Origin of the sequence: Vibrio penaeicida, from assembly GCF_019977755.1 — a bacterium.
GTDB classification, from domain to species: Bacteria; Pseudomonadota; Gammaproteobacteria; order Enterobacterales; family Vibrionaceae; genus Vibrio; species Vibrio penaeicida.
Window position 1 is genome coordinate 486,183 of the sequence record NZ_AP025144.1, and the last position, 13,407, is coordinate 499,589.

The following is a 13,407-nucleotide window of genomic DNA, read 5'->3' on the forward strand; positions in this document are numbered from 1 at the left end:
CTAATTACTCAAACGTCTGCCTTGGGGCTAACAGCTCATACACAAAGAACACCAACAGCGCACAACCAAAGGTGATCAACACAGTAGTCATTCCTTCCGATCCCATCCAGTCGAGCATAAAGCCGATCACCAGTAAGCCCGTCATGCCGCCTAACGAATCCATAATGGTGTAGCTCATATTGGCGCTCATCTGATCTTGCTGACAGAAGCGCTCGCCTACCGCCGTTAAGCCAATGGCGTAAATTCCTCCCATTGAACCTCCCCAGAAAAACAGCAGCGTCAGTGCCAGCCAGTATTCGGTGTACACCGCCAGAGAAAGGTACACCGCGCACACCACCGAGGTAAAAATGCAGCCCAACACCACAATGCTGCGGTTGAGAAAAGACGCTCCAGTGCTAACAAAAATGCCAAGGGTGACGCTACCAAACATAAACATGGTCAGCAGAAGCTGCGACTGTGATTCGGTGAGCGCGTTTTCCATACCATATAAGGTGAGAAAAGAGGGCAACCCAAAGAAGCTGATGCCGCCAACAAACGCTGAAACTAAAATAACTTTGGCGTGGCGCAGCGCAAACCTTACCCGAACGGTTCCCGCATTGTCGGAAGACTGCGTTTTTTGCCCCGCAATCAGCAAAAACACAAAGGGCAAGCTGGTGATGATGGCGCTGGTTTCCAGTTGCCATTCGGGGTCGATATACGGCAGTTGCAGCAGTAATGGCCCCAGTGCAAGCCCGCCAGACAACGCCGCCGAAAATAACCCCATCACCAAACCTTTTAGCTTGCCTTGAATACAGGTGTTTAATGAGGTTTGGATAATCACCAGCATCATCCCTGTGGATGCGCCGTAGCAAAAAATACCCACCATCCATAACGGGTAGTGTTGGCTGTGAGAGAGCAAAATAAGGCTCGATGCCCGAAGTGCCGACATCAGAAGAATGGAGGGAGACAGCCCCCATTTTTCCACGCAACGAGAAAGGGGACGATAAAGCAAAAGGATACCGATGATCTCAAAACTCATGGCAAACCCAATTAAGGTATTGCCATAGCCTTGCTCACTCATGGTGAGCGGTATGGTGACGTAGTTAATGCCAGAGGAAAGCTGAACAAACAAGGTCGCGATGATCAGTAAAAAAGGGGCGATTTTCGTCATTCCGTATTCTCCTTATACACTTTCCAAATCAGTTCGATTCGGTTTTTTTCACCCGAGACCAAGTCGAAGCCCATTTGCCTTAGGCGATTGATGGTGCTCATGATGCCGAGCTCGTCTGGGGATTGTTGTGCCATATAGGCGCTGCCCGTAATGTGTTCAAACTCGTTGGCTATCAAGGAATGTAGGGCACTGAGTTTAGAAGATGTATCCAAATAAAAATGAGTTGAAAATGCCCAGCAATCGAGGTGCTCTTTTAATAAGCTGGTCTCGGCTCTGAGCGGTTCCGATTGTGCTCTCGCCAGTTGGGCGTGTAATTGTGTTAACTCTTCCGTGATTTTATCGCTGGTGAACACCGCTTCTGTTTGCATTGGGATGTGCCAGTCATGAAAACCTTTGCAACGTTTGTAGGTGTGTTGATCCAATGAGTGGAACCAATCCTGAACCGATTGCTTGTCTGATTGAAAGGCTAAGGGTCTCAAGCTTTGCGAGTAATGATAAAGCGCTCGAACACGTGGTGTGTGCTTCACCAAATCCCTTGGAATACGCTTGTAAAAATACGTCGTTAATCCCGACAGCAGTACATTTAAATGATGTGCACGAGAGAGCTTTTCTTTGGCGTTGGCTTCTCGATGGCGAATGATATTGAGGTGATTGACTTGCGAACGGCGTATCCACCAGATGATCATCCCAACAATCAGCCCCAAGAACAGAATGATGATCTTGGCTTTATCGAACACTCGTTCAATGCTCTCTAGCCTTTCTTGGAAAGCGCTCACTTCCAAATCCATGGCCAATACACCGGCAAAGTCCCCTTCGTTACTATAAAACGGTGCATACGCACTGATGAAACTGCCCCATTGGTCGCTGTAGGTGCTGATCTCAATGCTGTATCGCTCGAGTGAGCGTTTTAACTCGACTGGCGCATCGTCATACAGGGTCATCAGGGCGGGGGGAGGGTCAGGCAAACCATCGCCATCGGCGTCATTTTGTGGGCTTGGGTTCACCATAAAGTAGACGTTGCCATCTTTGAGCACGCTGGTGTAAATGTAGCGAACATCCGCGGCGGAACGTCGGATTTTCTCCATTTTCTCAGCCATGGCTTGATAGTTTGCATCGGACGCTTTGGTGCTTTCATCAAAGGTAAGATGCATTGCGCCATCAAGCGTTGAAGCCGAGGTTTTCACTGTCGAAATCAGCCCTATTTTGATTTGGTCTTCCAACGCATTGAGCGATTTGGAATAGAGCAAGTAGGTGGTGACCCCGAGCAGTAAGATGAAGATGGATGAACAGATCACCGCTTCAATGATGGTCTGTAAAGATTTGGATGGTCTCATAGCTGGCTGTTTACTCCGATCAAGATGGCTATCGCGGCAAGGAAAAAGGTCGGGAATGCGGTTCGGCAATATGGAATTAAAGCGTGGGTAGTTTTGCCTTTTTCTTCGCGGATTTTGACGAACACGATGATCAAAATGGCGGCGAAAATACTGACGTATCCCATGATGATCATGCGCTCAATGAATGTGGTGTAGGGCAGCCGTGGCAGTAGGCTACTGGTGTAGAAGGTATACGCCACAACCGTCAGCATCATGGTGAATGACGTCATCAGGCGCTCGGAAAACCCTTCAATCCAAAATACCGCCCAGCTCGCGACCAATATTAACGACAGCGGAAGAATAAACTGCCAAAGGTAATAGTTCGGTTTTCTGTTGGCATCAATGGTCACGGTTAAGCGGGAGTAGTAGGTGCTTTCGGTATCATCCAAATGGTGGTAGCTGTGTTGGCTCACTTTCGCGGTGGGGGTACTTTCCATATCCCATTCGCTGATGATTTTGTTGGTTAGTTCCTCCACATACACACTGGCGTCACCAAACTTTAAGCGTTCTTGATCGAACGAAAAGGGTTCCATGATGATTTCAAAAGACTGGCGATCAAACGGGAAGCGGCGAAAGTCCATTTCTGTGGTGAAGGTGCCTTGAAATCGCTCGTTATAGGTAATATCGCCATTGCTGGCGATCACCAAGCGCTTATTAGGGGTGAGGCGTTGCCCTATGATGTTGATGAATTCAAACGCGGGCACCCACGAGCCTTCTTCAAGCAGTTTGTCTAGGTGCTGATTTTCTATCAATCGAACTCCCGATTTTGGCTTAAGAGGGTGCTTAACGTCTTGCCAAGTGGCTACGAGGTAACCATCGATTTTGTAGGTTTGATCAATGGTGTTCACACCGTAAATTTTATTGATCGAAAACGAGGTGTGAATGACGTGCTGTGCCTTTGTTGAAAAAGACAAAAAGACCAGGAAACACAGCAATGGAAATAACGTTTTCATGGGCTCTCCTTTAGAGTGTTTGGGTGAATAGGACTGGGTTGATGGTGAACCGAGCGAGATTGAGGTCGATAAAAGTTTGGCTGGCTAACCAAGGGGTTGAGCGTCGGTAATGTATGGGGTTCAAACGCATTAGAGGCGGAGAGTTCAGCCAAAAATTGATCAATCAAAGGGCGCTGAACATGGCTCAGTAACACGGCGTGGCTAAAGCGTTGTGGCTTGCCTTCTATCAATATGTACTCTTGCGCGAGGGAATATTTCTTATTGATATGAGCAGATGGCGACGAGAACCGAACAATGTTGGCACCAGGCATTCGAGGTAATACGATGAACTTCTGTTGCTGTAGGCGTTTTGAATTCGCGAGCTGTTGCAGTGCGGCTTGTAAGTATTCAGTATTACTTTCATTTTGCTGAGCGATCTGTTTTAGCCCTTGAGTGCCAAGGGAAGTGAGCCGTTCCCAGAGATAAAGGGAGTAAAGCCCTTGTCGAGACCCCGCAATGGTGGAATCACGTCCAGCTATGTAGGTTGGGCGATTGGATGAGCCGACTTTGTACCTTTCCTGCATCAGGAAAATACCGCAGCTCCACGGTGCGCCGAGCCATTTATATGGGCTGGTACACATCGACATCACCTCTCGGTGGCGAAACTCATAAGGTTCTGAAGAGACAGAAAAAGGATCCGATTGCAGAAACGGTGAGAAATTGGCCGAGAGAGCGCCATCGACGTGCACCCAGTAACGTCGATTGCATTCTGTGTTGACGCCCAATAGAGGTTTTAATGTGGTCAGTATGCGAAAAATGGCATCACTGCCACCGCTGAAGGTGGTGCCGTGATTCAAAAATAAAATAACCGGATGCTGTCGCTCTACAAAAAATTCGGTGAGACGATATAAGTCTTGCTCGATAACCGACCCGTATTCATCTACCGTGAGGCTTTTCTGCCAATCCCCTTGGTTAATGGGGCAAGTGCCGAGCTTTTCACCGACTTGGTTGAAGGTGGGGATACCTAACATTTGGCAAGCTTTATAAATCGAGTAATGCGTACAGGATGAGCTGATTAACACTGGCGGGTTTGGCACATGCACCGATTTTTCATACCCTTCTACGGCACTACCGCTTAAGTAATCCCTAGCATTCCATAGGGCATATAAGTTGCCTTCTGTGGAGCCCATTGCAGTGACGTAACCCCAATAATTTCGCTGCGAGTTAGGCATCGTCATGCCCCACAATCGGGCGTAATAATCGAGCACAGCACGCTCAAATTGCTTGGCATTGATTTGATAAGACCCCTCTTCATACCCATCACCAAGGTTGAGTAAATTTAGTGATAAAAAGGGGCGCATTTCAGGTGGAAAAATGACTTCCTGGTTGGTTTGATAGCCTAAAAAATGCGTTTTTTTTAGGCGCATTTCATCCAAGTAATTCCCCAAAATATGGTTTTTTTCGGATGTCGATATGCCATTTTCACAGATGGATAAATAGTGAGGAAAGCTCATAGATGCCTCAGAATATTTGAACGAATGTCTCGTTAATTTAGCGAGGCTTACCCGTTCAAGCGTGGGCAATGCTGCGTTTAAATCGGGGTTTAAAAAGGAATGGTCATAAATGTGAGCCTTTCGAGTGATTTTCTGGCGTTAGATTGCGCTTGGGATTAGCTGCCGGTACTTGTGATACCGACAGGTCTGGTGATGAAGCGAACCGATTTAAGACGCCATAGCCCATAGGGCAGCGTCTTCCATTTTGTGGAGATTGAGCGTGTGTTGGTGAGTGGCGCTGGCTAAATCAAAATCGGAAATGATGTCGGAACGAAATGCCAAGCCCAGCTCAATGCATTGAATTTGCTGATTGCACGGGTAATAGCTGATTTGTTCGCTCAACGAATGGAGATGGTGTGATTCCTCTCTATTGAAATTGAGGTGTTCTAACAGTTCTTTTACCGTTGGATACATGGGTTTGTTCTGCTGTCTGTCCTCTGTGCTTTTTGCAAAGCTTTCCTCCCATTGAAAGGTGGTGCCAAACAAATAACAGCGAATGGCATGCATCAGTAACCAGTAGGTTGATTTGATGTTTCCACCAACGTGTTTTTGGTGGCTTTTCCAATAGAAATAGAGCGCAGCAATGAATTTGCTTTGTGCTTGGCTGTCGGTGTCCATCATAGCCAACATTATGGCTTGGTTGATTTTATGTGGGCGTGGGATTGCTTTAGCCACTTTCGATGTACCTTTATCGCTCGATGCCTTTTTTGTGAACGATGGCTTTGTTGTAAATGGTGGCTTCGTTGTGAATGATGATGTGTAGCGAGCAGATTTGGTCGAAAACGGAGATGACCGGCGCAAGCCAAGCCGTAAACCTCTTTCGTTTAATTTACCTCCACCCAACCAGTCGACGTGATTCAGTGGGTTGATTGGGCGAACGAACGTATTCATAGCACGTGATTCCGGTTCAACAATCGCACTAGAATGCATGGCATGTGATTGTATTACTTCGGATTCGGGTACAAAGGTTTTGGGCTTTGTACTGGATGCGGAACACGGCTCTGAGTGTGGGCTTGAAAGGTGGATATACGCCAACTGATAAGCCAACTGCTGCGCAATTCCGGGCTCTGCTCCTGCCATTAATGCGGCGCTGAACGCCGCATAGTACATGTCGTCTGAACTCATGGCATTACTCCTTACTGGAGAGAGAGTCCGGCGCGTTTAACGCTTTGATACTGCTGTTATATTGAGGCAATGCTTCGACAAAGCGATTGATGACTTGCTCCGCGGTGGTGGCTTCGATGGGTTTTTCATTAATGTAGGTATCGACTTCGGTACGAATGTGCCCACCAGTCAGCGCGTCTTTTTCTCTTTGAATCACTATCGCATGCACCGATTGGCAAAACGCAAACGGATCGGTTTTGCAATAAATACGATGCTGGCTGCCCGTGTTGCCACTTTCTGGGTAACGTGCAGAGGCATAAGACACCATATAGGGCTGGGTACTCCGATCATTACCGATGAGCTCTTCGCAAGAAAATAGGACGAAATCGGTAGAGCGATAGCGATCCATCATGTCATTGCAAATGGGCAAGTCAGCTTCTATGGCAAGGTTGTAGTCGCAGAAGAATACGTCCACTCCCGGAATTAAGCTTGAAATCATGGTGTCGAATGCGGATTGCAGCCCTTCTGGTAGTTCATCATCGTCGGGGAGCTGCTCAAATTCTTGTGAAGTGACTGAGTAAGAAGCGCGCCACTTGGCGAGTAATTCTTGCCCGTTACCGTTATCTCTGAATTTGTAGGCAACTTTATAACCACTGTCGAACATGTCTTCGACATCCGGCTGGTCTGTTAAAAAAGCGAATTGGCGTCCGTCAGACGCTTCACATAAGCGAAAAAGTAGTTGTCTCATGGTGATCTCCTGTTGAGGTATAACCTCTACAGAATAATCAAGCGTAGTAATGAGTTCTTGGCGTAATGGAGGAAAAGGTAGGGGGTTACGGGTAGTTTTCAGACATTAGGCTTGGCGCGATACCCGACAATTTTCTAAGATGAGGACCAACGTGTTTTCTCTTGTCTTCTAATGTTTCCGATTTCTTGATTGCTTCATTTTTTGCGGCTGGTGGCGCAGAGGAAAAAGTGGTTTCCTGTCGTTCGCTTTTCCTTTCAGCGTCGGGCGCTATTGAGGTATTAGGGGGCATTCCACATGATTGTTGAGAGGCACTGCACGTATCTAGGTTGACCGTTTCTGGGTCAACTCTCACTGGATGGACAAGCTCTGGTGTATGTGTGTTGATTTCATCAGGTGCTATCGAAATGGTGGTCTGTCCGGTAAAGCTCTCCTGCTGATATTCATTCCGAGTAAAGACCTCATCGGGCATGCCAGCCAGTGAATTCGACATGTCTTGCAGGTAATTTTTGTAAGGGTTAAATGCGTCATCAAAGGTGGCAACTTGGCTTTTTTCGTCGTATTCCATCTGCGCGTCAACAACGGTTTTTTCTTCTTTCTTGACCGTGCTGTTTCTAGTTGCACAGTCGCCCTTTGCTAAATAGCTATTATCAGTGGTAACGCTAACCTCGGACGAGCGGTCAGTTTGGTTTTTTGTAGTGCTAGGTTGGCCAACCGATGAATTTTCATTTGGACCAATATTCGCGGTGTCACCTAGTTTTACTGAGACGGTTTCATCTATTTTTTGCTCATTATGAGCTTGATGTTGTTGATGACCGTGAGAGTGGCGAGACGACTTTTTAATGGTCGCAGCAGGAACACGCTGGCGAATGACTGCTTTTTTCAATTTGGCTCGTGGTTTCAGCCGATAGCCATACGGAACCCAAATGATGCGTGTTCGCTGCTTCATAATGCCTCTCAGTGGTGTTGGTATATGTGGCTAAAGAATGGTTTGCGCTAGCGCGTGAAATGTCTTGTTCACCACTTTTTGGACGTCAGCCTTGGCCGCGATTTGCCAAGTCAGCATCTCTGCTTCTACGAGCAGCCTTTCTCTATCCAGTTCTAACTGGAATTCATCTTCACTGAGTTGCCCTTGTTTTTTTGCCATAAGCAACATCTCAAGTTCGCTCATTCGCTCGTCCGCGCACGATTTTAGTGCGCTGCTAAGCAAATCTTTCATTGGTGAGTCGTCTAACTGCGAGGTGACGGTATCGATCACGGAGTTAATACTTTCTTGCATGACAATATCCTTACGTTATTTTTTGGCTAGTTCGCCTTCGATCAAGGCATCAAAAAGTCTTCGGTATTGGCTAGTGCGGCGGCTGATAATGAAATCGGAGAGGGTGTTGTTTTTCTTATGAGTGGCGTCGTCTTGTATCCAGAACCCCAAAAGAGTTTGGGTTTGCTTTAGAGATTCTGTGTTTTTCTCTCTTCGTTTTTGTCGTCTTTCTAAGCTTCGAATTTGTAGTAAAACCTCTTGGTAACGTTTCGCGAATAAGCGGTAATGCCTTTCTTCCATAGGGGTAAAAGACAAATCCATATAAAGCCTGTCGACTTCACGATCGATCATCTCGATTTGCTTTAACGTTTCGTTGTCGTAACTGGCAATAAACTGAAGTGCACAGCCAGACAGCGCGAGTATAAGCGTGAACCAGCTGATGATGAGCAATTTGTTCTTCATGACCAAATCCAGAGTAGGGGGAATGTGTTTTCATCTTGGCTCAATAAAGGGTAGGAAAGCTCAGGGAAATGGACGAATTTGTTCGTTGTTTTTGCCAAGTTTTTATAAGGGCAGTGAAGTAGTGTTTTGGGTAGGAGGTCAGTTATGGAAGACATACTAAAAGCATTAGAATTGGCGATAAAAGCCCTTAAAAAACGCCCTCAGAAACCTAAGTTAACCCCCGAGCAATTTAAACAATTGGCAAAAGTAAAAAAGGAAATAGAGAGTATTTTGTTGGGGAAGCAATCGATCGCCGAGCTCTCCAATGAGACGAATGAAATGTTGATGAAACTCACGAAAACCTTTATTGAACAAGCGCCAGAGAAAGCGACTAAGAGCGTGTCTTCGGTTGAGAAGAAACCGTAGTATCGGTGTTGCGGCGAATCCCATCAATTAACCGATCTAGAAGGGTAAACATGACTTCAATGCTGTAACCCGCCAAAAAAGCCAACGCCATAGGGGAAAGCGTCATATCGCCCATTTCGGGTTTCAACAGCCAACCGGTTATCATCCCAGCCAAACAACCCAGAGTTAGCCTGAGCCGATACCCCACTTCGCGGCTGGCGGTATAGGTGAGGTTTCGAACTTGCTGGAGCAAACTCCGCAATACAAATATAAAAGCCCCAAGCAATCCGTACATTAAGGGTAAAACGTAATTCTGTAGCATTTGGAGAACCGACTGTGCCGAAATGAGGTTGGCTTGGTATTCGAACTCCGATTCAGTGTTGGTCTGGGTATTGAATTGAAATTCTTGCCCGAACATCCATATGCCGTTCCATTTCTTTAAAAGCTGATAATTGGCTTCTAAATCTTGGCTAAGAGGAAATTCGGCTTGCGGCAGCGATTTGACCAATGTTTGAGTCAGGGAGTGACCAAATAGGTAGAACATTTGAAAGGCGAGCAAACATATCAGTGTGAGCACAGTGTAGCGTCGATACCATGTGATTACGCGTGCCGCCCCGTTAAACGAGGCTTTGCCGTCGGTCACATTTGGCACCACGGCTTTGATGCTTTCAACGGTGACGGGGTACACTTGCTTGGCGAGTCGATCAAAACAGTGCAGCAATTGAATTTCGTCTTCCGTGCTCCAGTATTTCGTGCCCATTTTCTCATTTGCCCTAGCAATGCCCATAGCGATGTCGGCATCGATAGAAAGGTCCCCGTGCCGCGCCACATAGTGCAGTAGAAGACACCCGTCATTGGCGAGGCGTTGTAAATCCTTGCCTGATTGGGGGCGGGAGTCGTTCGCTAATGTCTTCACTGGTTTATTCGACACGGGGAAAACCTAATAGTTAGTGGTATACCTAATGGCTGGAGTTAATACTGATAACTTGCTACTTCATGGTCGAGGTAATCAAACAGTTTGCACCCACCCCTTTCGTTGTTCCAAATAGCACGAGGGCTATCAAAGCTGAACTCGTTGTCACCAAGGTTACTCTTATTTGTGAAGATCTTTAGCGTGGACTGAGCATTCAACCGCGTGCCTTCAGGGAAAGTAAAGACACTTTGGTTGCGAATGGATTCAAGCCGCCAAAGGCTAATGTCTACGGTGTTGTCTGAAATATTGGATATTTCGACATACTCGTCACCTTCAGTGTGTTTTTCTTCGCCGTCGAAGTGCACATTACTGATCAGTACATCGGCATAGGCATCGCCACCATAAACCAATCTAGCGACGACTTGCCCGTTTGGGTCCAGCAGCGTTGCGGTATCCCCGTGGTTGTTCCAAATCGGCATTTTAGATTGGAAACTGAATTCACCTTCACCAGCCGTGGCGACGTTTAGTTGTCCATACGGTGCCAAAACCGCGCCTTCAGAAAACGTGAATTCTTGATCGGGGGAGCCTGCTTGAATTGTCCAATTGCTCAAATCAATGGCGAGCCCACCACGGTTATTCAGCGTAATGGATTCATCCAAATGGTCTGTTTGCCCTCTAAAGTTCAGCTCGCCAATCTCAATTTGGCAAAGCCACTGCAGCTGGTTTAGTTTCTCCCAGTAATTGTCGAGATCGTTTTTGGATGCTGGCACGGTAAGTATTTCGTCTGTTATGTTTTTTAATGTGCTTTGGATAGTTTTCAGTGTAAGAGCCACGTTGTTCTCCTTGATGTGCAAAATGCAGCTGTTGAAGTGTTTTAAAGTCGGTTTCGCCGTTACCCAGCGTATTTCTGGTAAGCAGAAAGCAGTTTTTCATCGTATCGATTTTCAGCGTAAGCTGGGCCGTTGTAGTAGCGAGCAAACGTCGCCCAATCCAACTCTTGAATCGCGTTGTGCATTTTCGGATTCGATTTGATGAAACTGACAAACGCAAACAAGTGGAAGCGTTCAGCGAAGAACATGTCACGAACAAAGGTTTCAACATCGTCATAGCCCGCTGCAGCGTGGTTGAACCCCATGATTTGATAGCGACCATAAGACGCCGATTTTAAGGCGGCTCTTCGGTCTAGCGTCATTGCTTCTTGCAAACGCTCGTATTCTTTTTCTCTGCCAACATAGAGCGAGCGATCCCATTTACGCGAGGAGATCTCTGGGTGAGACTCATCAAACTTTCGGTCGCTGTATTTGGAGAAAATATGCGCTTCAAACAGAATACAAGGTGGACCACTGGCAAAGAAACCGCTGCCTGCCGATTCCACTTCCGACACTGCTTTTACAGCAGCAACGTCACAACCCAATGACTCGGCAGCTTTTTCAAAGTCCTCATCCGACAAACCCTCTTCAGGTTCGATGTGAGGCAAAAACAGGCTTGGCGCAAAACCCAGTTCATCGGAAGCGGCTTCTGCCAATGCTTTGTGGCTTTTGCCGTTGCAGTCGATACGACCATCAGGATTTTTGAACCCCAATAATGTTGCCTGCATCTTGCAGATCGCTTGGCACGTTTTTGAGTGCTCAAAATCACCCTCAATAACGCCATCTTCTTTTAATGGTTCTTCTAGCCCAATGTTTTGGGCTGCTTCATTTAACGCTTTTTGAATAGCAAGTACGTCTTCTTCTCGATTTTCAGCATGGCTTCCGACAGAGGAAGTGAGTGGTATGTCTTTCATAGTTGGCTCCTGATTACGTAATGTTGTCTTCATTACGGTATCTGAGAGCCAGTAGGTAAAACTTGGTGGAATTGAGGGGAAAAGCTGGGGGAGTCATGCTTCCAAACCACAAGCTTAGGTATGCTGGAATTTTGTTTACGCACAAGGCAAAGTTTTCACAATATTTCCTTTGTGCTCGTTCTTTAGCCAGTTGAATGTTCGCATATTATAAAGTTCGAGGCAGTTCAGGTATTTGATAAAAAGGTGGCTTCATTCCTATGATAAATTTCCCGGAAAGTTAATAAGCTGCGGACTTAGTTGGTCTGCACATTGTTTAAAGGGAATTAAATGCTCTCAAAATATACTTCATTCGTTGGTCTTGCATTTTTGCTTTCTGCTTGCGGAGGTGGAAGTACAAGTGACTCAGGTAACAACGAAGTCGTTCTAACAGCCGAACAAAAAGCTGAAAAAATTAAGCAATATTCAGAGATTATTTCTAATCCTATCCAGTATTCAGATCAGGAATTGAGAGAAGCGGCAAAGGGTTTGGCGGTGCTTAGATATGAAGGGGTAAACCATTCAGCTGATTTGGATAAGGAACTGGTGAGCTCAGCGCTATTACATTCGTTTTCTTTTGTTGAAATGAGGTTTATTTCTAGTAGTCGTGTATCCCAACAGTTACATTCATTCAAAAGTATCAACGACGATTTTGAATGTAAGGTTTCGGGTAATGTAACGATAGAAACACTGTATGAAGGAGAAAATAGTGGTCGAGTAGGATATAAATTTGACAAATGTGTAGAAAGGAATGGGGTCGAGATTTCAGGGGTGTTAGCTTTATCTATCTCGCAAAATGAAAGTGGGCAGCAACACTCTGAAATATATTACGATAACTTGTCAATTGGTTCTGAAAGTCTAAGTGGATATTCATCAAGAAAAAATTTTGGATCTGAAACGGTTCTTGCAATAGGTACTAATGGCGTATCTTCAGCAAAAATTGACATAAAGCGTTCGGTGGCTATGAAAGATGAGGCGCGTAGGGAGTTTGTTCAAAATTATAATGGACGCATTTCGTTTTCTAATCTTGGTACTGTCGATGTCGAAGCCATTGATCTAGTAAATTTAGATAGACGAAATATTAGTGGAAGTCTGGCATTTATAGGCAAGCAAAAAGTTAAATTTGAATACAGTGACAGCTACATCAAGTATCTTGTAGATAAAAATAATGATGGTGCTTTTGATGTAGGTACGTACGTTACTAATTTTTCAGATAGCAATACTTTTTCTGCTAATGCTATTCCCATGGTAAATACCACGAGGCTTCATCCAGTACAGAACCTATCATTACCACCTAGCGTGGAAACTCCTATGTTTGTGTTTTCTTGGTCCAATGACGCCACAACATTTATCTCCTTATACCCTGCGGAATATACAGATCCGGATACTCCAGATAGTGACTTAAAGGTACGTTATAAATGGTATGTCAGTGGGCGACTTATCCATGAAAGTGAAACACCTACACTTTTACCATACACAGCTAAGCCTGGAGACTATCTTTCTGTTGTCGTTGCTGTCTCTGATGAAACTAGCACGATTCATAGTGAGAGGGCGTATCTTCAGCTTGACCGTTAAAGCTAAAGGCGAACTGAAGGGTTCGCCTTTTTTAACTGCCCATCGTTTACTTACTACTTACATCATACTCACCATACTTTTCTCTGTAATTAGAGCCAATATCAGTTTCCACTGTTTAACACTATGTGGCGCACGCAAT

14 protein-coding genes are annotated in these 13,407 nt (G+C 45.8%); 2 read left to right on the forward strand and 12 right to left on the reverse strand.

Annotation, left to right across the window (positions count from 1 at the left end; translation table 11 throughout):
- Positions 1-4 precede the first annotated feature (4 nt).
- The 9 genes from LDO37_RS02510 to LDO37_RS02550 all read right to left on the reverse strand — a co-directional run bounded on the left by LDO37_RS02510 (position 5) and on the right by LDO37_RS02550 (position 8,577).
- A complete protein-coding gene (locus tag LDO37_RS02510) occupies positions 5-1,150 on the reverse strand; it encodes an MFS transporter (RefSeq protein ID WP_224055313.1) in 1,146 nt (381 codons plus the stop codon).
- Entirely contained in the window at positions 1,147-2,484 is a 1,338-nt protein-coding gene (locus LDO37_RS02515) for a cache domain-containing protein (RefSeq protein WP_126606349.1), read from the reverse strand. The genes LDO37_RS02510 and LDO37_RS02515 overlap by 4 nt, the downstream gene beginning before the upstream one ends.
- Positions 2,481-3,476, reverse strand: a complete 996-nt coding sequence (locus tag LDO37_RS02520) for a ligand-gated ion channel (protein ID WP_126606348.1) — start codon at positions 3,474-3,476, stop codon at positions 2,481-2,483. The genes LDO37_RS02515 and LDO37_RS02520 overlap by 4 nt, the downstream gene beginning before the upstream one ends.
- A complete protein-coding gene (locus LDO37_RS02525; protein ID WP_126606347.1) occupies positions 3,473-4,969 on the reverse strand; it encodes a pyridoxal-dependent decarboxylase in 1,497 nt (498 codons plus the stop codon). The genes LDO37_RS02520 and LDO37_RS02525 overlap by 4 nt, the downstream gene beginning before the upstream one ends.
- A 207-nt stretch (positions 4,970-5,176) precedes the next feature.
- Positions 5,177-6,133 carry a hypothetical protein gene (locus LDO37_RS02530; RefSeq protein WP_126606346.1) on the reverse strand — a complete coding sequence of 319 codons (957 nt, stop codon included), beginning with the start codon at positions 6,131-6,133 and terminating at the stop codon, positions 5,177-5,179.
- A gap of 4 nt (positions 6,134-6,137) precedes the next feature.
- Positions 6,138-6,860, reverse strand: a complete 723-nt coding sequence (locus LDO37_RS02535) for a hypothetical protein (protein ID WP_126606345.1) — start codon at positions 6,858-6,860, stop codon at positions 6,138-6,140.
- Positions 6,861-6,945: 85 nt separating this feature from the next.
- The gene (locus LDO37_RS02540; protein WP_126606344.1) at positions 6,946-7,806 is read right to left on the reverse strand and encodes a hypothetical protein; all 861 of its coding nucleotides are present in this window, start codon (positions 7,804-7,806) and stop codon (positions 6,946-6,948) included.
- Between the two features lie 30 nt (positions 7,807-7,836).
- A complete protein-coding gene (locus LDO37_RS02545; protein WP_126606343.1) occupies positions 7,837-8,136 on the reverse strand; it encodes a hypothetical protein in 300 nt (99 codons plus the stop codon).
- Positions 8,137-8,151: 15 nt separating this feature from the next.
- Entirely contained in the window at positions 8,152-8,577 is a 426-nt protein-coding gene (locus LDO37_RS02550) for a hypothetical protein (RefSeq protein ID WP_126606342.1), read from the reverse strand.
- Positions 8,578-8,721: 144 nt separating this feature from the next.
- Between LDO37_RS02550 and LDO37_RS02555 the strand changes: the two genes are divergently transcribed.
- The gene (locus LDO37_RS02555; RefSeq protein WP_126606341.1) at positions 8,722-8,982 is read left to right on the forward strand and encodes a hypothetical protein; all 261 of its coding nucleotides are present in this window, start codon (positions 8,722-8,724) and stop codon (positions 8,980-8,982) included.
- On the opposite strand, the gene LDO37_RS02560 is transcribed toward LDO37_RS02555, so the two are convergent.
- The 3 genes from LDO37_RS02560 to LDO37_RS02570 are packed head-to-tail and all read right to left on the reverse strand — an operon-like array spanning position 8,948 to position 11,657.
- Positions 8,948-9,892 carry a hypothetical protein gene (locus tag LDO37_RS02560; RefSeq protein WP_126606340.1) on the reverse strand — a complete coding sequence of 315 codons (945 nt, stop codon included), beginning with the start codon at positions 9,890-9,892 and terminating at the stop codon, positions 8,948-8,950. The two genes, LDO37_RS02555 and LDO37_RS02560, sit on opposite strands and share 35 nt — an antisense overlap.
- A gap of 41 nt (positions 9,893-9,933) precedes the next feature.
- Positions 9,934-10,707, reverse strand: a complete 774-nt coding sequence (locus LDO37_RS02565; RefSeq protein ID WP_126606339.1) for a lamin tail domain-containing protein — start codon at positions 10,705-10,707, stop codon at positions 9,934-9,936.
- A 59-nt stretch (positions 10,708-10,766) separates the two neighbouring features.
- Complete coding sequence (locus tag LDO37_RS02570; protein ID WP_126606338.1) at positions 10,767-11,657, reverse strand: N-acetylmuramidase family protein; 891 nt, start codon at positions 11,655-11,657, stop codon at positions 10,767-10,769.
- A 327-nt stretch (positions 11,658-11,984) separates the two neighbouring features.
- On the opposite strand from LDO37_RS02570, the gene LDO37_RS02575 reads away from it, so the two are divergent.
- A complete protein-coding gene (locus LDO37_RS02575; RefSeq protein WP_126606337.1) occupies positions 11,985-13,268 on the forward strand; it encodes a hypothetical protein in 1,284 nt (427 codons plus the stop codon).
- Positions 13,269-13,407 lie beyond the last annotated feature (139 nt).